The organism is Geobacter sp. (assembly GCF_027327745.1).
GTDB lineage: Bacteria > Desulfobacterota > Desulfuromonadia > Geobacterales > Geobacteraceae > Geobacter.
On sequence record NZ_DAHVYG010000059.1, the window covers coordinates 58948 to 76350 of the forward strand.

Annotated in this window: 22 protein-coding genes; 12 read left to right on the forward strand and 10 right to left on the reverse strand. The window is 66.4% G+C overall.

The window, feature by feature from the left end:
• Positions 1-60: 60 nt before the first annotated feature.
• Complete coding sequence (locus tag M6689_RS11155) at positions 61-663, reverse strand: DedA family protein (protein WP_298271578.1); 603 nt, start codon at positions 661-663, stop codon at positions 61-63.
• Between the two features lie 92 nt (positions 664-755).
• On the opposite strand from M6689_RS11155, the gene M6689_RS11160 reads away from it, so the two are divergent.
• The 4 genes from M6689_RS11160 to M6689_RS11175 all read left to right on the forward strand — a co-directional run bounded on the left by M6689_RS11160 (position 756) and on the right by M6689_RS11175 (position 5012).
• The gene (locus tag M6689_RS11160) at positions 756-2402 is read left to right on the forward strand and encodes a putative manganese-dependent inorganic diphosphatase (protein ID WP_298271581.1); all 1647 of its coding nucleotides are present in this window, start codon (positions 756-758) and stop codon (positions 2400-2402) included.
• A 4-nt stretch (positions 2403-2406) separates the two neighbouring features.
• Positions 2407-4224: a bifunctional homocysteine S-methyltransferase/methylenetetrahydrofolate reductase gene (locus M6689_RS11165; RefSeq protein WP_298271583.1), complete on the forward strand. Its 1818-nt coding sequence runs from the start codon at positions 2407-2409 to the stop codon at positions 4222-4224.
• 8 nt (positions 4225-4232) lie between these two features.
• The gene (locus tag M6689_RS11170; protein WP_298271585.1) at positions 4233-4643 is read left to right on the forward strand and encodes a hypothetical protein; all 411 of its coding nucleotides are present in this window, start codon (positions 4233-4235) and stop codon (positions 4641-4643) included.
• 123 nt (positions 4644-4766) lie between these two features.
• Entirely contained in the window at positions 4767-5012 is a 246-nt protein-coding gene (locus M6689_RS11175; protein ID WP_298271587.1) for a YtxH domain-containing protein, read from the forward strand.
• 96 nt (positions 5013-5108) lie between these two features.
• On the opposite strand, the gene M6689_RS11180 is transcribed toward M6689_RS11175, so the two are convergent.
• A complete protein-coding gene (locus M6689_RS11180; RefSeq protein WP_298271589.1) occupies positions 5109-5399 on the reverse strand; it encodes a Dabb family protein in 291 nt (96 codons plus the stop codon).
• Positions 5400-5595: 196 nt separating this feature from the next.
• Here M6689_RS11180 and M6689_RS11185 point away from each other — a divergent pair, with 196 nt between their 5' ends.
• The 8 genes from M6689_RS11185 to modC all read left to right on the forward strand — a co-directional run bounded on the left by M6689_RS11185 (position 5596) and on the right by modC (position 12289).
• Positions 5596-5778, forward strand: a complete 183-nt coding sequence (locus M6689_RS11185) for a DUF2007 domain-containing protein (protein ID WP_298271591.1) — start codon at positions 5596-5598, stop codon at positions 5776-5778.
• A 293-nt stretch (positions 5779-6071) separates the two neighbouring features.
• The gene (locus M6689_RS11190) at positions 6072-7298 is read left to right on the forward strand and encodes an ABC transporter substrate-binding protein (protein ID WP_298271592.1); all 1227 of its coding nucleotides are present in this window, start codon (positions 6072-6074) and stop codon (positions 7296-7298) included.
• Positions 7295-7984 carry a GTP-binding protein gene (locus tag M6689_RS11195; protein ID WP_298271595.1) on the forward strand — a complete coding sequence of 230 codons (690 nt, stop codon included), beginning with the start codon at positions 7295-7297 and terminating at the stop codon, positions 7982-7984. Before M6689_RS11190 ends, M6689_RS11195 begins: the two co-directional genes overlap by 4 nt.
• On the forward strand, positions 7981-9012 hold the full coding sequence (locus M6689_RS11200; RefSeq protein WP_298271597.1) for an ATP-binding cassette domain-containing protein: 1032 nt from the start codon (positions 7981-7983) through the stop codon (positions 9010-9012). The genes M6689_RS11195 and M6689_RS11200 overlap by 4 nt, the downstream gene beginning before the upstream one ends.
• A 102-nt stretch (positions 9013-9114) precedes the next feature.
• The gene (locus M6689_RS11205; RefSeq protein ID WP_298271600.1) at positions 9115-9540 is read left to right on the forward strand and encodes a TOBE domain-containing protein; all 426 of its coding nucleotides are present in this window, start codon (positions 9115-9117) and stop codon (positions 9538-9540) included.
• 255 nt (positions 9541-9795) lie between these two features.
• Entirely contained in the window at positions 9796-10542 is a 747-nt protein-coding gene (gene modA / locus M6689_RS11210; protein ID WP_298271603.1) for a molybdate ABC transporter substrate-binding protein, read from the forward strand.
• 6 nt (positions 10543-10548) lie between these two features.
• Positions 10549-11232 (forward strand): molybdate ABC transporter permease subunit, encoded by a 684-nt coding sequence (modB, locus tag M6689_RS11215; protein ID WP_298271606.1) that lies wholly within the window; start codon positions 10549-10551, stop codon positions 11230-11232.
• A gap of 1 nt (position 11233) precedes the next feature.
• The gene (modC, locus tag M6689_RS11220; RefSeq protein WP_298271609.1) at positions 11234-12289 is read left to right on the forward strand and encodes a molybdenum ABC transporter ATP-binding protein; all 1056 of its coding nucleotides are present in this window, start codon (positions 11234-11236) and stop codon (positions 12287-12289) included.
• Positions 12290-12300: 11 nt separating this feature from the next.
• On the opposite strand, the gene M6689_RS11225 is transcribed toward modC, so the two are convergent.
• The 8 genes from M6689_RS11225 to M6689_RS11260 form a co-directional block, all read right to left on the reverse strand.
• The gene (locus M6689_RS11225; protein ID WP_298271611.1) at positions 12301-12969 is read right to left on the reverse strand and encodes a cation transporter; all 669 of its coding nucleotides are present in this window, start codon (positions 12967-12969) and stop codon (positions 12301-12303) included.
• A complete protein-coding gene (gene arsB / locus M6689_RS11230; RefSeq protein ID WP_298271615.1) occupies positions 12969-14036 on the reverse strand; it encodes an ACR3 family arsenite efflux transporter in 1068 nt (355 codons plus the stop codon). Before arsB ends, M6689_RS11225 begins: the two co-directional genes overlap by 1 nt.
• A complete protein-coding gene (locus M6689_RS11235; RefSeq protein ID WP_298271618.1) occupies positions 14029-14451 on the reverse strand; it encodes an arsenate reductase ArsC in 423 nt (140 codons plus the stop codon). Before M6689_RS11235 ends, arsB begins: the two co-directional genes overlap by 8 nt.
• A 55-nt stretch (positions 14452-14506) precedes the next feature.
• Positions 14507-14848: a metalloregulator ArsR/SmtB family transcription factor gene (locus M6689_RS11240; protein WP_298271621.1), complete on the reverse strand. Its 342-nt coding sequence runs from the start codon at positions 14846-14848 to the stop codon at positions 14507-14509.
• 126 nt (positions 14849-14974) lie between these two features.
• Positions 14975-15373 carry a bacteriohemerythrin gene (locus tag M6689_RS11245; RefSeq protein ID WP_298271624.1) on the reverse strand — a complete coding sequence of 133 codons (399 nt, stop codon included), beginning with the start codon at positions 15371-15373 and terminating at the stop codon, positions 14975-14977.
• Between the two features lie 92 nt (positions 15374-15465).
• Positions 15466-16074, reverse strand: a complete 609-nt coding sequence (locus M6689_RS11250) for a putative metallopeptidase (RefSeq protein ID WP_298271626.1) — start codon at positions 16072-16074, stop codon at positions 15466-15468.
• Positions 16071-16361 (reverse strand): cytochrome C, encoded by a 291-nt coding sequence (locus tag M6689_RS11255; RefSeq protein WP_298271627.1) that lies wholly within the window; start codon positions 16359-16361, stop codon positions 16071-16073. The genes M6689_RS11250 and M6689_RS11255 overlap by 4 nt, the downstream gene beginning before the upstream one ends.
• On the reverse strand, positions 16358-17215 hold the full coding sequence (locus tag M6689_RS11260) for an acyl-CoA dehydratase activase (protein WP_298271629.1): 858 nt from the start codon (positions 17213-17215) through the stop codon (positions 16358-16360). The genes M6689_RS11255 and M6689_RS11260 overlap by 4 nt, the downstream gene beginning before the upstream one ends.
• Between the last annotated feature and the right edge of the window lie 188 nt (positions 17216-17403).

A 17403-nucleotide genomic window follows, 5' to 3' on the forward strand; every position in this document is an offset into this window, starting at 1 on the left:
AGAAAAAGAAAAGGGGAAAATCGTTAAAGCCTCACGGAAGAAGAACCGCACTGATGTCTTCTATGACCGTCCCTTCCTCCGATGCCTCCAGATATACACCGCCACCAGCACCGCGCTGAAGATCACCACCCCGATCACCGCCTGGTGGGAGTAGCGCATGATGAGCGCTTCTTCGCGGCCGATGATGTAGCCGATCCCGGTGAGGATCGTAACCCAGAAGAAGGCGCCGAGGGTGGTGTAGAAGGCGAATTTGCCGTGGTGCATCCCGGCAAGCCCCGCGGGGAGTGAGATCAGGTGCCGCACCACCGGAAGGAGCCGGCCGATGAACGTTGAAATCTCCCCGTGTTTGTGGAAGAATGACTCGACTTTCGCGAACTTCTCCTCCGTAATCCAGACATACTTCCCGTACTTGAGCAGCAGCGGCCGGCCGAGCCGGTGGGCGGCGAAATAGTTGAGGTAGGCGCCGACGAGGCTTCCCGCCGTGCCGCAGAGGATGGCCACCCAGATGTTCATCTTCCCCTGGTGGGCGAGGTAGCCGGCGGGGGGCATGACGAGTTCGCTCGGGATCGGGATGACGGAACTCTCCATTCCCATCAGGAGAAAGATGCCGGGGTAGCCCATGGCGCCGATGGTGGCGACGAGCCACTGTATCGCTTCGTGCATGCGGAAAACTCCTCGCGTCGCGGATGGTGAAACACCTCTTCTCATACCACGGGAGCGCCGCGAAACGCCAGAAAAACTCAACAGGAGCAGTGATGACAAAGCAGGTCTACGTGATCGGGCACCGTAACCCCGACACCGATTCGATAGCGTCGGCCATCGCCTACGCGGAGCTGAAGAAACTGACCGGCCACCCCCGCGTGGCCGCCGCCATGGCGGGGGAGCCGAACCCCCAGACCCGGTACATCCTGGAGCGGCTCGCCGTTGAGCCGCCGACCTATCTGGCCGACGTGCACCCCAAGGTGCGCGACATCCTGAAGCGCCAGCCGGTGACCGCCCCCGCGGCGATGCCGCTCAAGGAGGCGCTGGAGCTCTTTCACGCCAATACCATCCGGGTTCTTCCCGTCGTGGACGGGGGGGGCGTCCCCCTGGGGCTCGTGTCGCTCCTTCGCCTCTCCGAGAAGTACCTGGTGGCCGGCACCGACCGCAAGCGCGGGATCGACGCCTCGCTTCACTCGCTGGCCGCCTGCCTCGACGGGACCTTCCTCACCGGCGGGCCGGACGACGGGGTGGAGCACCTCCACCTCTTCATCGGCGCCATGCTGGAGGAGTCGTTCTCGGGACGGATCGACGGATACGACCCGGCAACCCTCCTCATCATGACCGGCGACCGGCAGAGCATCCACCAGTCGGCCATCGAGCGGGGGGCGCGGCTTCTCGTGGTGACCGGCGGCTTCGGCGTGACCGATGAGCTGCTCGCCCGGGCGCGGGAGAAGGGGGTGACGGTCCTCTCCACCCCCCACGACACCGCCACCGCCGCCTGGCTGGCCCGCCTCTCGACGCCGCTTTCCCGCTTCGTGGAGCCGAAGTTCGAGAAGATCGGCGTCGCCGAACCCCTGGATCACCTGCGCCTCAAGCTCCTCCACTCGGGGGAGCCGGCGGTGATCGCGGTGGAGGAGGACGGGACCATCGCCGGGGTCGCCACCAAGTCGTCGCTGCTCGCCCCGATCCCCTACGCCCTGATCCTCGTGGACCACAACGAGCTCGGCCAGGCGGTCCCCGGCGCCGAGGCGGTGGAGATCCTGGAGGTGATCGACCACCACAAGCTCGGCAACCCCCCGACGAACCAGCCGATCACCTTCATGGCGGCGCCGGTGGGGAGCACCTGCACCGTGGTCGCCTCCCTCTACCGCGAACGGGGAGTGGAGCCGGAACAGAAGATCGCGGCGCTCCTGCTGGCCGGGATCCTCTCCGACACCGTCATCCTCAAGTCCCCCACCACCACCGGCCGCGACCGGGAGCTGGTGGCCTGGCTCGAGGAGCGCTCGGGGCTCGACCACGTCACATTCGGCAAGGAGATCTTCTCCTCCTGCGGCGGCTTTTCGGCCCACGGTACCCCGGAGAAGGCGATCCGCTCCGACTTCAAGCACTTCACCGCCGGCGAGACGATCTTCGGGGTCGGTCAGGTGGAGGTGGTCGGTTTCGACGAGTTCCACGAACTGAAGGAGACCCTGCGGGAGACCCTGAAAGCGGTGAAGGCAGCCGACCGGCTCGACCTCGCCGGCCTCATGGTGACCGACATCTACACCGAGACCACCCTCTTCCTGGTGGAAGGTAAGAACGAGCTCGCCCACCTCATGGGGTATCCCCAGGTGGAGCCCCATCTCTACGAGCTCAAGGGGGTCATGTCGCGCAAAAAGCAGATGGTGCCGCACCTGCTGAAGGTGCTGGGGAAGCTCTGAAGCCATGACATTCATCGAACGACTCACATCCGAGGTCCTCGTCGGCGACGGCGCCATCGGGACCATGCTCTACGCCAAGGGGGTCTCCCTCGACGCCAACGTGGAGCACCTGAACCTGGTCCGCCCCTCCCTGGTCCTGGAGCTCCACCGGGAGTACCTGGCCGTCGGCGCCCGGGTGATCGAGACCAACACCTTCGGCGCCAACTGGACCAGGCTGGCGGCTATCGGCCTGGAGAAGCGGGAGCGGGAGATCAACCTCCGGGGGGCCGAGCTGGCCCGGGAGGCGGCTGCCGGGTACGACGCCTTCGTGGCGGGCTCCGTGGGGCCCCTGGTCCGGCTGAAGGGGGAAGAGCGGGAGCTCTCCGCCGCGGAGACCACCGAGATCTACCGGCGGCAGGTCGCGGCCCTTGCCGAGGGAGGGGTCGACCTCCTCATCCTGGAGACCTTCACTGACCTTCCCCAGCTTAAATGCGCCCTGGCGGCGGCCCGGGAGACGGGGCTCCCGGTGGTGGCGAACATGGCGTTTCTGGAGCAGGGGCGGATCGCCGGCGGTCTCGACGTGGAGCGGGTGGCGCTGGAGCTGGCCGCCGGCGGGGCCGACGTCATCGGCGCCAACTGCGGGGCCGGTCCCCTGGAGATCCTCGGCACCGTCCGGCGGATGGCGCGGGTGACCGAGCGCCCCCTCGCCGCCTATCCCAACAGCGGTTTCCCGGAATACGTGAACGGCCGCCATGTCTACCGGACCACCCCCGACTACTTCGCCGAGCGGGCCGTGGAGATGGTGGAGGCCGGGGCGGCGCTCGTGGGGGGGTGCTGCGGCACCACGCCGGAGCATATCCGGCGCCTGGCGGAGCGGCTCGGCGGGATGCGCCCCGCCGTGCGGCAGGTGGTGGTGCCGGAGCTCCCGGCGGAGGAGCGCCGGGAGGCCGCCGCGGCCGGGGAAGGGTTCCTGGCGCGCTGGGGGAAGGAGCCGGTGGTCACCGTGGAACTCGATCCTCCCAAGGGATTCGACTGCGAGAAGATCATCGCCGGCAGCCGGGCGCTGAAGGCCGCCGGGGCCGACGCCATCAACATCGCCGAGAACCCCCTGGCCCGGATCAGGATGGGGAACATCGCCCTCGGGCACCTGGTGCAGCGGGAGGCGGGGATCGAGGTGATCGTCCACGTCACCTGCCGGGACCGCAACCTCCTCGGGCTCCAGTCCGACCTCATGGGGGCGAGCCTCCTCGGCATCCGCTCCATCCTGGCGGTGACCGGCGACCCGGCCCGGATCGGCGAGCAGGCCGGCGCCACCTCGGTCTACGACCTCAACTCCTTCACTCTGATCAAGCTCCTCGCCGACCTGAACGCCGGGGTGAACGCCCTCGGCAATCCGCTGGGGCGCGGCGCCGGCTTCACCATCGGTTGCGCCTTCAATCCCAACGGCCAGCGGCTGGAGGTGCAGACGGCGCGGCTGGAGAAGAAGGTCGCCAACGGCGCCCGTTTCGTCCAGACCCAGCCGATCTACGACCTGGCGCGGCTTGACGCGATGCTGGAGCAGACTGCCCACCTCGACATCCCGATCCTCCCCGGCATCATGCCGCTGGTGAGCGAGCGCAACTGCGAGTTTCTCCACAACGAGGTGCCGGGGATCGTGATCCCCGACGAGATCCGGCAGCGGATGCGGGGGAAGGAGAAGGACGAAGGGGTGCGGGAGGGGCTCGCCATCGCGAAGGAGTTCATCGACGCCGTCCGCGGCCGCGTCGGCGGCTTCTACCTGGTCCCCCCCTTCGGCCGGTACGAGATCGCCGCGGAGCTCGTGCGCTACATCAAGGAAAAGTGAGGTCCCTCATGCCGATTCGCCGGTTGCTGGTTCTGGTTCTCGTCGCCGTCGCCCTCGCCGGCTGCCGCAATCCGTATCTGATAGCGGAGCGCTTCACGGAGAGCTCCCGGGAGTACAACCGGAGCATCCGGTGGCAAGAGCTGGAGCAGGCCTGCCTCACCTTCGCCGATGGAGGGGTGAAGGAGGAGTGTCTCGCCCGGGCGACGGCGGCCAAGGGGGTATCCGTGGCCGACTACCGGGTGGTGTCGACGGAGCTGGACCCCGAGAAGGGGACGGCGACGGTCCGGATGGAGATCGACTACTACATACTCCCCTCCACCCGTCTGAAGAGCGTCCAGGACGTGCAGCAGTGGCGCTACGAGGAGAAGGACGGCGACCTCCGCTGGCGGATCGTGACCCCGCCGCCGGAGTTCAAGTGAGTCGTATCGCGGTCCGGTGATGGTAGGGGAAGGGCAACAAGAGGTTTTCATGGGGCCGTTTCTGTGCTAAGAATATTCATGAGCCTCGATGCGAGGCCTACGACGACTCAAGGAGCGTACCGCATGGCAGACACGAGAAACACCGAAACCGCAGCGATCTTCGCCTTTTTTGCCGGCGCCGCCCTCGCCGCCGGCGCTGCACTCCTCCTCACCCCCAAGACCGGACGCGAGGTCCGCGAGAAGCTGGGTGACGTGACCGACGAGGCGCTGGAAAAAGTCAGAGGGGCGGTCAGGGAGGCAAAGTTCAAGGCTTCCCCCAAGACCAGGGAAGAAGGGGAGAAGATCGAGGGGGGCGGCTGCTGGATCTAGCGTCGGGACCCGAGAGATTGTCTCCATAAATGCGAAACGCCCCGCTCCAGAGATGGCAGCGGGGCGTTTCCTTTTTGTGCGCCGGATGGCGGTACCCTACGAGGCGTAGTCCACCGCCACGATCGACGAACAGACCGCCTTCATGTGGGGGATGACCTCCCCGGCATGGTAGGGGTGGACCTGGTAGGCCTGGAGCACCTCCAGGGAGTCGAACCTGGTCACCAGGGCCAGGTCGTAGGAGCGCTCGGAGCGGATCACGTCAACCCCCACCTCCAGGTGCCGCAGTTCGTTGATCTTTCCCCGCATGCTTTCGAGTTTTTCCCGCGTCGCCTCGATGTTGGCGGCCGTGGGGTCGGCCAGCTTGAAGAATACGATGTGCGTGATCATGTCGTTGTCCCCTCCTGTGATAAATTCTTTGCCGCCGGCGGCTACGGCAGCCGCGGAAACGGCATTGCGTCCCGGTTTGAACCGGATAACCATACCATAGTCGGGAGGGCAATGCCACCGCTCGGGCGGCGGTGATGAGAAAAGATTCGTTCGTGGTAAAATTGGTTCCAGTCCCATATCGACAGGAGGTGGAGCGATGGTCAAGTTTTACGATCCGAAGGATGCGGCGGACCTGGCGAGGGTGGAGGCGATTCTGCGGGAGGCGGGGATCGAGTACTTCCTCGCGTCGGAGACCGAGGCGGGAATAGGCCCGCGGCAGATCAGGGTGGCGGAAGAGGATCTTCCCACGGCCGAGGAGCTGCTGCGGCGCGCGGGGTGAGAGGGCCGGTTCGGCGATGAAACGGGGCATTCGCTCCGCTGGGCTCTCCGGGCGCACGGATTATGCTCCATTTTTTTTCCCGTGGGGGGGTGCCGCTTTTTTCGGCAGGTGCGTGTGGTCTGATCAATTCGGAAGCTGGCTCAATGAGTGCTTATTGCCGGGTTGCGCTGGAAATGCCAATGCTTGCGGGGTGTTGGAGGGGAGTCGCTGCGTGGGAACGAAATCTGCTCCGGGATTGGGGAGGGTGTCCGGACGTTGACGGTTCGCAGGCCACCCGGAAAGGATGATGCAACGTGGAATCGACTTTTCTCGACATGACCATCGGCAGGATCGTGGCAGAGCATCCCGCGGCGCTGGCGCTCTTCGAAGCGAACGGTCTCGGGGTTTTCGCCGACCCGGAGGTGCGGGAGTCCTTTGGAACGGTGGTGCGGCTCAGAAGCGTGCTGCGGGAGCGCCGGATCGACCCGGAGGCGTTCTGCCGCCGCCTGGCCGAAGCCGCCGGGACGGCGGAAAGTGGGGCCCGCGCCGTGGAGGAGACCCTGCCGGGAGCCGGGACGGTGAACCTCTTCGCGCTCCTGCCGTGTCCCCTCAAGGTGCCGGTGGAGGAGGCGTTTCGCCGCTTTCTCCAAGGGCGCCCCGTCGATGCCCGCCCCATAACCTTCTGCATCGAGGGAAACGCCAACAACCAGGTGGATTACTACGACTACGTGGCCCACTTCGAGACCATCGACGAGCTTCCCGACGTCATCGTCACCCCCGGTTTCAACGGCTTCTTCCACAGGGGGTTCGTGGAGCGGTTCATCAAGCCGGGGGATTTCGAGGCGGTCGTCGATTTCGCCGGCGACCGGCACCTGGCGGCCCTCGGGGTGCTGGATCCGGAGCGCCACTACACGATGCTCTGCATGAATCTGCTGGTGCTGGTGGTGGACAAGGGGCGCCTCGGGGAGCGGCCGGTGCCGCGGCGCTGGCGGGATCTCCTGGCGCCGGAGCTGGAGAAGTCGGTGGCGATCCGGGGGAATCGGGACGGCTCCTTCTGCGAGACGCTCCTCCTGGCGATCCACAAGGCGTTCGGCATGGAGGGGGTCCGCAGGCTCGGCCGCTCCACGCTCCACGGCTGGCACCCCTCCCAGATGGTGAAGGCGGCCGGCAGCGGCCGCGACGACGCCCCGGCCGTGAGCGTCATGCCGCTTTTCTTCGCCAACGCCATCCGCAACCGCGACGATGTGGAGATCGTCTGGCCCGGCGACGGCGCCCTGGTGAGCCCGGTTACCATGCTGGTGAAACGCGACCGGAGGGAGGAGCTGGCCGACGTGCTCCGGTTCATCACCGGCCCGGAGGTGGCACGGATCTGCGCCGGGGCCTTCTTCCCGGCGGTCCATCCGGAGGTGGACAACGGTATCCCCGGCGAGGCGACGTTTTTCTGGATCGGCTGGGAGTTCGTGAAGGAGCACGACATCGAGGCGCTCCTGGCGGAGATCGACGCCGAGTTCCGCCGGGCCTTGCGGGGTGAGGGGGCGTGAGGTTCGTCACCGTGGCGGGGCCGCCGTCGGCGGGGAAGACCTCGGTGATCCTCCGGGCCATCGAATCTCTTGCGGCCGAAGGGGTGCGGGCCGGAGTGGTGAAGTTCGACTGCATCTCCACCCACGACCGCGACCTCTTCGAGCGGGCCGGGGTGCCGGTGGCGGTGGGACTCGCCGGCAACCTCTGCCCCGACCATTTCTACGTGGTGAACGTCCAGGAGAGCATCGCCTGGGGGGAGCGGGCGGGGCTCGACCTGCTGGTCTGCGAGAGCGCCGGCCTGTGCAACCGCTGCGCCCCCCACATCCGCGGCGTGCTGGCGGTCTGCGTGGTGGATCACCTCGCCGGGGTCGACACGCCTAAGAAGATCGGCCCCATGCTCACCATGGCCGACGTGGCGGTGCTGACCAAGGGGGACATCGTCTCCCAGGCCGAGCGGGAGGTCTTCTCGTTCCGGGTGCGGCAGGTGAACCCCCGGGCCGTGGTGGTGCCTGTGAACGGTCTCACCGGCCAGGGGGGGGACCACCTGGCCCGGCTCTTCCGGGACGCGGCCGAGGTGCCGACCCTGGAGGGGGCCCAGCTCCGCTTCTCCATGCCGGCGGCACTCTGCTCCTACTGCCTCGGGCAGCGGCGGATCGGGGCCGACTTCCAGATGGGGAACGTGCGGAAGATGGAGTTTCCGGCATGAGCGATCGCGAACCGCTCGATTTCGACGCCGCCTGGTCGCGGTTGACCGTGGGGGAGCTCCTGGCCAGGCAGCCGGCGGTCGGCGATTTTCTCGCCTCCCTGGGGGCGGGAGCGGCGCCCCCCCGCGAAACCATGGAGGAACTGGCGGCGGGGCTCGATCCCGAGGCGCTCCGGGACCGGGGGGTGGAGCCGGATGAACTTCCTGCCCGCTTCCGGTCGTTTCTCGCCTGGATGACCAGGCTGGCGGCCCCTCCCGCGGCGGCGGTGGAGTCGGTCACCGTCATCGGCGGCCGGGACAAGACGGGGCGGGCCGAAGATTTCACCCTCACCCTGGTGCCGGGGGAGGTGACCTCCATCGTCGGCCCCACCGGCTCGGGGAAGAGCCGCTTTCTGGCCGACATCGAATGGCTCGCCCAGGGGGACACCCCCACGGGGCGGCGGGTGCTGGTGAACGGCGCCGTTCCCGATCCTGCCCGCCGCTACGCCGTGGAGCAGAAGCTCGTGGCCCAGCTTTCCCAGAACATGAACTTCGTCATGGACCTCTCGGTCCGTGATTTCGTCCATATGCACGCCGAGAGCCGCATGGCCGACGATCCTGCCGGCGTCGCCGAGACCGTCATCGCCCTGGCCAACGAACTGGCCGGCGAGCGCTTCGCCGGCGACACCCCCCTCACCTCTCTCTCCGGCGGCCAGTCCCGGGCCCTCATGATCGCCGATACCGCCTGCCTCTCCCTCTCTCCCATCGTCCTCATCGACGAGATCGAGAACGCCGGCATCGACCGCCGCCGCGCCCTGGCGCTCCTGGCCGACAAGCGTAAGATCGTCCTCATGGCGACCCACGACCCGATCCTGGCCCTCATGGGGAGCCGGCGGCTGGTCTTCAGAAACGGCGGCATCGCCCGCGTCATCGAGACGACGGAGCGGGAGCGGGCGAACCTCGCCGAGCTGGAGGCCCTGGACCGGCGGCTCACGGCGGTGCGGACGGCGCTTCGGAGCGGGGAAACGATCGACGCCATCGATCATTCGTGACCCCACCTTTACATGACGGTTTGGGGCGATATCCTTATGGTATAAGGTGATTGTTGCCGCACAGGCGGTGACAGTCCGCACCAAATCGTACGGAGGATAGCCATGAAACTCAGCGCACGGAACGTATTTCCCGGCACGGTCAGCGGCATCACCAAGGGGGCGGTGAACTCCGAAGTCTCCCTCACCCTCAAGGGAGGGGCCCCGGTTACCGCGGTCGTGACCAATGAGAGCGTCGACCGTCTCGGCCTTGCCGCCGGCAAGGATGCCTATGCCATCATCAAGGCCAGTTCGGTCATCATCGGCACCGATCTCCACGACGCCAAGGTGAGCGCCCGTAACATCATGTGCGGCACCGTCGTCAAGGTGATCGAGGGGCCGGTCAGCACCGAGGTGGACGTGGAGATCGGCGGGGGTAACACCATCAGCGCCGTCATCACCCACGAAAGCGCCCGTAACCTCGGCGTCACGAAGGGTGGGCACGCCTGCGCCCTCTTCAAGGCATCAAGCGTCATCCTCGGCGTCAGCTGAGGTGCCGGAGCCTGTCGGGGCTGGACCGGCAGGCTTCAGTGGGGAAAGGCGTCGGGACACCGTGCCCAAAGAGTGCGCTTTTCCCCTTTTTTTGTGCCTATCCTTCCGTCATTTGTGATATCCAGATTTCCCACCTGTTGATGCTTGCCCGGAGTAACCGCACGAAACAACGTCGGTTGCGTCCTGCGATGCCGCTCGGCACCGTCCTTGCGATATGAAGGGTTAGATGAAATTACCCGTACGGAGGAAGAGCCCATGACAGTGAAGATCCTTTCCGTTGCCCTCTGCGGCATCCTGTTTCTCACCACGGGAGCCCTGGCTGACCAGGTGACCCTTTCCGCGGCCGCGAGCCTCCGGGAGGTGGTCACCGGACTGACCGACGCCTACCGGACGAAGCACCCCGAGGTGAGGACCCTTCTGAATTTCGGCGCCTCGGGCACCCTGGCCAAGCAGATCGAGCAGGGGGCGCCGGCCGACATTTTCATCTCGGCCAACCGGGAGTGGATGGATTATCTCCAGAACCGCAAGCTGGTCGACGAGGCGAGCCGCTGCGCCTTTGCCTACAATTCCCTCGTCTTTGCCGGAATCACGAAACAGCCCGTGATGGGGATGAAGGAGCTGGTGAGGCTGCGGCGGATCGCCATCGGCAGCCCCAGGAGCGTGCCGGCCGGGGAGTATGCCGCGGAGGCGTTCCGGGCGGCCGGGATCGAGAAGGAGCTGGCCGGAAAGCTCGTCATGGCCAAGGACGTGAGGGAGGCGATGAAGTATGCGGAGCTGGGGGAGGTGGATGGCGCCTTCGTCTACCGGACCGATGCCCTGCTCTTCGGGAAGAAGGCCCGCATCCTCTTCACCGTCCCCGCGGGGCTCCACGACCGCGTCGTCTACCCCATGGCCCTCACCGCCACCGGCGCCGGGAAGCCCGGGGCGAGGGAGCTCTTTCGGTTCCTCCAGTCGGCCGAGGCGAGAAAAATACTTGGAAAGTACGGGTTTGAAGTGAAATAATCGGCCATGCCTTCCTTTACCCCCGCCGACATAGACGCCATCCGGCTCTCGGCCAGGGTCGCCCTGGCGGCGACCCTGGTGTCGCTCCCCTTCGGGGTGGCAGTGGCGTACGTCATGAGTTACCTCTCCTTCCGGGGAAAGACCTTCGTGGAGGCGCTGCTCAACCTCCCGCTGACCCTCCCTCCGGTGGTGATCGGCTACCTCCTCCTGCTGCTGCTTGGGAAGAAGGGGTGGCTCGGGGGGATGCTGGACGCGGCGGGGATCCGGATCATCTTCACCTGGTATGCGGCGGCGCTTGCCTCGGCGGTGGTGGGGTTCCCGCTCCTGGTCCGCTCCATCAGGATCGCCATGGAGTCCATCGACGAGCCCCTCGTCCAGGCATCCCGCACCCTCGGCGCCCGGTGGTACGATACGCTGCTGACGGTCATCCTCCCCCTGTCGCTGCGGGGAGTCGTGGCCGGCTCGTCCCTCATGTTCGGCCGAAGCCTCGGCGAGTTCGGCGCCACCATCATCGTTGCCGGGAACATCCCCGGCGTTACCCAGACCATGCCCCTGGCAATCTACGACTACGCCAGCTCCCCCGGCGGCGAGCAGGCGGCCCTCACCCTCTGCCTCGTGTCGGCGGGGCTGTCGCTGGTGGTGCTATTCTTCCACGAATACCTGGGGCGCCGCATGGGACGGAGGGATTGAGATGGAGCTTTCGGTCAGGGTGACGAAATCCTTCGGAGAGTTTACGCTCGATGCCGGCTTCACCGTCTCGGGAAGCCGGATCGGCATCTTCGGCGAATCGGGGAGCGGCAAGTCGACCCTGGTGAACATGGTGGCGGGGCTGGCGCGCCCCGACGGGGGGGAGATCTCCCTGGACGGGGAGACCCTCTTCTCGGCCGGGCGCCGGGTGAACGTCCCGCCGGAGCGGCGGCGGATCGCCCTGGTCTTCCAGCATCCCCACCTCTTTCCCCACCTCCCGGTCCGGGCGAATCTTCTCTACGGCTGGAAGCGCTGCGCCGCGGCCAATCGCCAGGTCCGCCTCGACGACATCGTCGACGTGCTGAAGATCGGTCACCTCCTGGAGCGGGGGGTGAACAACCTCTCCGGCGGCGAAAAGCAGCGGATCGTCCTGGGGCGGGCGCTTCTCTCCAACCCCCGGCTCCTCCTCATGGACGAGCCCCTCTCCGCCCTGGACGACACCCTCCGCTTCCAGATCATCCCCTATCTCCGGGGGGCGTGCGAGGCGTTCGCCATCCCCTATCTCTTCATCTCCCATTCCCTGCTGGAGATGCGCCTCATGACCGACCGGGTGGTGGTCTACGAGCGGGGGCGCCAGGCCGGGGAGACCACGCCGGACGAGCTTGCCCGGCTCCGGATGGGGACGAGCCCCGTGGGCTACATAAACCTGCTGCGGCTCACCGATCCGCTCCCCCGGGGGAACCTCTTCTCCTACGCCTGGGGGGGGAGCCGGCTCGTGCTCTCTACCCCTCCCAACGGGGGGGAGAACCTCTTCGAGCTTTCGTCCAAGGACATGATCCTCTTCAAGAAGCACCCCGAGGCGATCAGCGCCCGGAATCTCCTTCGCTGCACGGTGACGGGGATGTTCGAGGCGGGACGGAAGGTGGGGGTGGAGCTTGCCTGCGCCGGCGGGAGGCTGGTGGCGGAGGTGGCCGGCGACGCGGCCCGGGAGCTGGAGCTGGGTGAGGGGAGCGAGGTCTACGCCGCCATCAAGGCATCGGCCTTCCGGCGGCTGGGGTAGGGCGAGGGAGGCTATCCCTTTTCGGCCGCTCCGCAGGAGCAGGCACAGCCGCACGCCAGGCCGTCGGCCTTGCCGAAGGCCTCCCGACCCTCCCGGAAGGAGAGCCAGGCGATGGCGAGGGAACCGAGGGAGTCGAGATAGCCGACGCCGGTCAGCTCAAAGCCGGCGCTTGCCGCCAGAAGCGCCACCGACAGCAGCAGACAGGCCCGGGAGCAGGCGGCATCGGCCAGGATGGCGGGGGAGTTGAGCGCCTTTCCCACCTTTGTCTTGTGGTGGATGAGAAACCCCATGAAGGAGATGGAGACCAGGGATACCACGATCCCCCAGACGGTGGTCGACGGCCTGTGGCCGCTGTAGATGCTCAAGCCCGCGGTCACCACGAGTCCCGCCGCCAGGAGATGGAAGGCCCCCCCCGTGATCCGCAGCGCCCGGCGCTCGAAGGTGTCGCGCCGCTCCTCCTCCCCCTGCCGGAGCCGCCGCACCATGTGCCAGATCCCGACCCCCGAGATCACCTCCACGAAGGAGTCGAGCCCGAAGCCGAAGAGGGAGAGGGTCTCGTCCGCCGCGCCGAACCCCACCGACACCACCCCCTCCACGATGTTGTAGCCGATGGTGATGAGGGCCAGCAGCGCCGCCGTACGGTAGAGTTGCCGGAGTCTGAGGAATTTGTCGCAGAGCATCAGGCGTTATCTCCCACAGCGGCTGCGGGAAAGAGCCTGCCCCGCAGCCGGAACGCCACGTTCACCAGCCCGATCATCACCGGCACCTCCACCAAGGGACCTATGACCGCGGCGAAGGCCGCGCCGGAGTTGAGGCCGAAGACCGCCACCGCCACGGCGATCGCCAGCTCGAAGTTGTTGCTGGCGGCGGTGAAGGCGAGCGTCGTGGTCTTCGGGTAGTCCGCCCCGAGCCGTTTCCCCATCCAGAAGGAGATCAGGAACATCACCACGAAGTAGATGAGGAGCGGGATGGCGATTCGGACCACGTCGAGGGGGAGATAGACGATCAGGTTCCCCTTGAGGCTGAACATGACCACGATGGTGAAGAGGAGCGCCACGAGGGTGATGGGGCCGATCCGCGGCACTACCTCCCGGTGGTAGCGCTCCTTTCCCATGATCTTCACGCCGATGAGGCGCGTCAGGGCGCCGGCGATGCACGGAATCCCCAGGTAGACGAAGACGCTCTCGGCGATCTGGCGGATGCTCACCTCCACGATACTTCCCGAAAGGCCGAAGAGAGGGGGGAGGACCGTGATGAAGAGCCAGGCGTAGACGCTGTAGAAGAGGACCTGGAAGATGCTGTTGAAGGCCACGAGCCCGGCGGCGTACTCGGTGTTCCCCTTCGCCAGCTCGTTCCAGACGATCACCATGGCGATGCAGCGGGCGAGTCCTATCATGATGAGCCCCACCATGTACTCCGGCTTGTCGGGGAGGAGGACGACGGCCAGGACGAACATGAGCGCCGGCCCGATGAGCCAGTTCTGCACCAGCGAAAGACCGAGGATCTTCCGGTTGGCGAAGACCTCGGGCATCTCCTCGTACCGCACCTTGGCGAAGGGAGGATACATCATCAGGATAAGCCCGGCGGCGATGGGGATGTTGGTGGTCCCCACCCGGAAGCGGTCGATGAACCCCTCCACGCCGGGGATGAAGTACCCGAGCCCGACCCCGAGGGCCATGGCAGCGAAGATCCAGAGGGTGAGCCAGCGGTCGAGGAAGGAGAGGTTGCGGGAGACATGGTCACTCATGGTCGCCTCCGGCCAGGTGAGAGGTAAGTTCTTGTCGCATCTCGTCCCGCACCCGGCGGTATCCGGTCATGATCTCCTCCTCGGTGCCGGCGGCCCGGGAGGGGTCATCGAACCCCAGGTGCTGGCGCCGCACGCCGCCGACGAAGAGGGGGCACTTCTCGCCGGCGTCGCCGCAAAGGGTGATGACCCGGTCGAAGCTCTGGCCGTCGAACTCGTCGAGGGTCTTGGAGCGGTGGCCGGAGATGTCGATTCCGAGCTCGGCCATGGCCCGGATCGCCCGCGGGTTGACCGCCGTCGCCTCCGTGCCGGCGGAGCGCGCTTCCCATCGGTCGCCGAGGAAGTGGTTCACCAGCCCCTCGGCCATCTGGGACCGGTTGGCGTTGTGGGTGCAGAGGAAGAGTACCCGCTGTTTCATGAAATTTCTCCTGGTAGCGCCTATCCGGATAGGCGGATGTGTCGGGGCAAAAAAATCAGGCGCAGCGGTTGCCGGCGCCGAACCCGGCGAGCCGCTCCCGGTCGGCCACGGCGGTCGGTTCCGTTTCAACGTGCCGTGCCAGGAGGGCCTGCAGTTCCCGGCGCAGCGGCGGATCTGCCGGGGTCAGGGAATAGTAGACCCAGACCCCTTCCCGGCAGTCGTCCACCCAGCCGGCGTTCCTGAGCTGGGCCAGGTGCCGCGATACCGTGGACTGGGGGAGTTCCAGGGCCGCCATGAGATCGCAGACGCAGAGCTTCTCCTCTTTCAGAAGGAGCGCCAGGATCCGGAGGCGGGTCTCGTCAGCGAGGGACTTGAAAAGCCGTGTCGATGATTTCATGGTGCCAATGTATCCGGATAGGCGGATGAAGTCAAGGCGAAATTTCCTGATGCTCCTCTGTCACTGCCGCAGCGACACCACCTGTCAAGCTTCTCCCGGAGGCCGCCGGGATGGGGGGTGGCGGTCCTACCTTCCCAGGTGCCCCGCAAGCTCCTTGTCCATCTTCTCGATGTGGCGGGTGAGCCACTCGATCATCATCTGGTTCGTGGAGATGACCAGGGAGAGCCCGGCACCGCCGTCGCGGAACTGCTGCTTCAGTTCCCCCAGGTCGCGGACGAACTTCTGGTGCTGCTGGCGGTGCTCCGGGTACTCGCGGTAATCGCACGAGCGCATGATCCGTTCCTCGGCGCTGAAGTGCGAAACGACGTACTCGTCGAGGAAGGTGAAGAGCCGCAGCACCTCCTCGTTCCCCTTCCCTTCGTTGCAGGCGTTCAGCAGTGCCCCGAACCGTGCGAACAGCTCCCGGTGCTGCTCGTCTATCTCCCTGACCCCGGTCAGCAGGTCGTCTCTCCATCCGATTGCCATGGTGCCGTCCCTCGTTGCTGTTGGTGATCGCTTACATTCCATCGTATCGGCCGGCGTGCCGATTTCTTGAGGACGATTTTGTGCCGCGCGGCTCAGCGGCGCTCGGTCCTGATGCGGGGGACGGGGAGGCGTCTGCCGACCAGCACCCGGTGTCTTCCCCGCAGCTCCGCCATGGTCCCGTCCATGAAGGAGAGGATGGAGGGTGTGTCGTGGGCGGCGAGGTAGGCGTCGACGAGCCGTGCCATGTGGGAGTTGTAGCGTCGGGTGGAGCTGCCGTGGGCGAAGTTGCGGCCGGGAAAGCGGCGGATGTCGCCGTCGAAGGCGGGGGAGATGTGGTAGAGCTCGTGGAAGATGGTGACGAGTTTCTCGCGCGGCGGCAGGTCGAAGAAGCGGGGCAGGAGGAAGTAGATGACGTAGAGGACCTCCACCTCCCGGTGGACCACCGTCGGCATGGTGGAGACGTAGATGTGGCGGCCGCGCCGGTGCTCGCTGCTCCTGGTTCCGCCGGGAAAGCGCAGGGGGTGGATCTTGGCGTACATCCCCCCCACGCCGCCGCTGCGGGTGGAGGAGATGCAGAGGAGAACCCGCGCGGGATCGATGTGGGAAAGCTCTTCGACGGTCCGGACGATGTGGGCGACGACGATTTCCAGTTCCCGGGTCAGGTTGAGGACGCCGGGGGAGGGGGATGCGACGGGAGTCACTGCTGTTTGAACTTGTGGCAGAAGAGGCAGCGCATGGGGCCTTCGGCCGGCTTCACCGGGTGGTTCTTCGGAAAGGGGATCCCCCCCGGCTGCTCGTTGTGACAGGCGGGACAGGCCCGGTCGATCGTCATCTTTTCCTCTCCCCGGCGAAACGCCTCGTAGAACTTCCTGTGATTTTCGTCGAAGGGAACCTTCTTGGTCCGGACCTCCCCGGAGATGGCCCAGAAGACGCCGACCACCACGACGATCAGGGCGATGAAGAACCAGTCTTTCTTGGCTAATTTCATTTTGAACCTCCGGAATTCGGGACTTGGGGCTCGGGACTCGGGACTTGGAAAGACGAAAGGGTTTTGCCTGTCGCTAGCCCCGAGTCCCGAGCCCCCAGATATGCACAGCCGATGGCGCCGTTGTGCTGCGGGTGCTGGGGGACGCAGACCTCCAGACCGCTCTCGCTCCGGAGGAGTTCCACAAGCCCCCCGTTGCGGGCGACCCCACCGGTGAGGACGATGGTCTCCGAGGGGAAGCGCTTCAGCATCGGCATGACCCGCTTGACGAGGGTCTGGTTCACCCCGGCGCAGAGCCGTTCCACGGGGTGCCCCCGGAGGATCTGGCCGATCAGTTCCGACTCGCCGAAGATGCCGCAGGTGGCGTCGAGCTTCACGGGGGCCTCCCAGTGGGACGAGAGTTCGTCGAGGGAGACCTCCAGGACCGCCGCCATGTTTTCGAGGTAGCGGCCGCTGGAGGCGGCGCACTTGTCGTTCATGACGAAGTCGGCGAGCTTTCCCCCCCGCACCAGCGCCACCTTCGTATCCTGCCCCCCCATGTCGAGGAGGGTGAACTCCCGGAGCCCTGTCTGAAAGAGGGCGCCGGCCACATGGGCCCGGATCTCGGAGACGATCCGCGCTCCCCGCAGCGCAAGGGTGTTGCGGCCGTAGCCGGTGACCACCACCGTCGCTCCGGCCAGTTCCTCCGGGGTGAAGATGCCGCTTGCCGCCAGGTCCAGCACGAGCTCTTCCCCATCGAGCCTGCCGTAGCGCTTGTAGAAGGTGACCGTGTCGTGGTCGGCCAGGCGGACGACGGACCCGCCGTCGAAGAGGGCGAATTTCGCTTTTCTGCTCCCTAAGTCGATGCCGATGTTCATAAAACCGGGACTCGGGACTCGGGATTCGGGACTGGTGAAAAAACTTTCCCCCTGCCGTTCGTCACCTTTTTTCTTGATTCCATCACACTTTCTCCATTTCGCTATTCCGAGCCCCGAGCCCCGAGCCCCGAGCCCCGAGCCCCGAGCCCCGAGCCCCGAGCCCCGAGCCCCGAGCCCCGAGCCCCGAG

Coding starts and splice junctions, on each gene's coding strand:
- M6689_RS11155 (WP_298271578.1), bottom strand. CDS start 663: ATGCACGAAGCGATACAGTGGCTCGTCGCCACCATCGGCGCCATGGGC.
- M6689_RS11160 (WP_298271581.1), top strand. CDS start 756: ATGACAAAGCAGGTCTACGTGATCGGGCACCGTAACCCCGACACCGAT.
- M6689_RS11165 (WP_298271583.1), top strand. CDS start 2,407: ATGACATTCATCGAACGACTCACATCCGAGGTCCTCGTCGGCGACGGC.
- M6689_RS11170 (WP_298271585.1), top strand. CDS start 4,233: ATGCCGATTCGCCGGTTGCTGGTTCTGGTTCTCGTCGCCGTCGCCCTC.
- M6689_RS11175 (WP_298271587.1), top strand. CDS start 4,767: ATGGCAGACACGAGAAACACCGAAACCGCAGCGATCTTCGCCTTTTTT.
- M6689_RS11180 (WP_298271589.1), bottom strand. CDS start 5,399: ATGATCACGCACATCGTATTCTTCAAGCTGGCCGACCCCACGGCCGCC.
- M6689_RS11185 (WP_298271591.1), top strand. CDS start 5,596: ATGGTCAAGTTTTACGATCCGAAGGATGCGGCGGACCTGGCGAGGGTG.
- M6689_RS11200 (WP_298271597.1), top strand. CDS start 7,981: ATGAGCGATCGCGAACCGCTCGATTTCGACGCCGCCTGGTCGCGGTTG.
- M6689_RS11205 (WP_298271600.1), top strand. CDS start 9,115: ATGAAACTCAGCGCACGGAACGTATTTCCCGGCACGGTCAGCGGCATC.
- modA (WP_298271603.1), top strand. CDS start 9,796: ATGACAGTGAAGATCCTTTCCGTTGCCCTCTGCGGCATCCTGTTTCTC.
- modB (WP_298271606.1), top strand. CDS start 10,549: ATGCCTTCCTTTACCCCCGCCGACATAGACGCCATCCGGCTCTCGGCC.
- modC (WP_298271609.1), top strand. CDS start 11,234: ATGGAGCTTTCGGTCAGGGTGACGAAATCCTTCGGAGAGTTTACGCTC.
- M6689_RS11225 (WP_298271611.1), bottom strand. CDS start 12,969: ATGCTCTGCGACAAATTCCTCAGACTCCGGCAACTCTACCGTACGGCG.
- arsB (WP_298271615.1), bottom strand. CDS start 14,036: ATGAGTGACCATGTCTCCCGCAACCTCTCCTTCCTCGACCGCTGGCTC.
- M6689_RS11235 (WP_298271618.1), bottom strand. CDS start 14,451: ATGAAACAGCGGGTACTCTTCCTCTGCACCCACAACGCCAACCGGTCC.
- M6689_RS11240 (WP_298271621.1), bottom strand. CDS start 14,848: ATGAAATCATCGACACGGCTTTTCAAGTCCCTCGCTGACGAGACCCGC.
- M6689_RS11245 (WP_298271624.1), bottom strand. CDS start 15,373: ATGGCAATCGGATGGAGAGACGACCTGCTGACCGGGGTCAGGGAGATA.
- M6689_RS11255 (WP_298271627.1), bottom strand. CDS start 16,361: ATGAAATTAGCCAAGAAAGACTGGTTCTTCATCGCCCTGATCGTCGTG.
- M6689_RS11260 (WP_298271629.1), bottom strand. CDS start 17,215: ATGAACATCGGCATCGACTTAGGGAGCAGAAAAGCGAAATTCGCCCTC.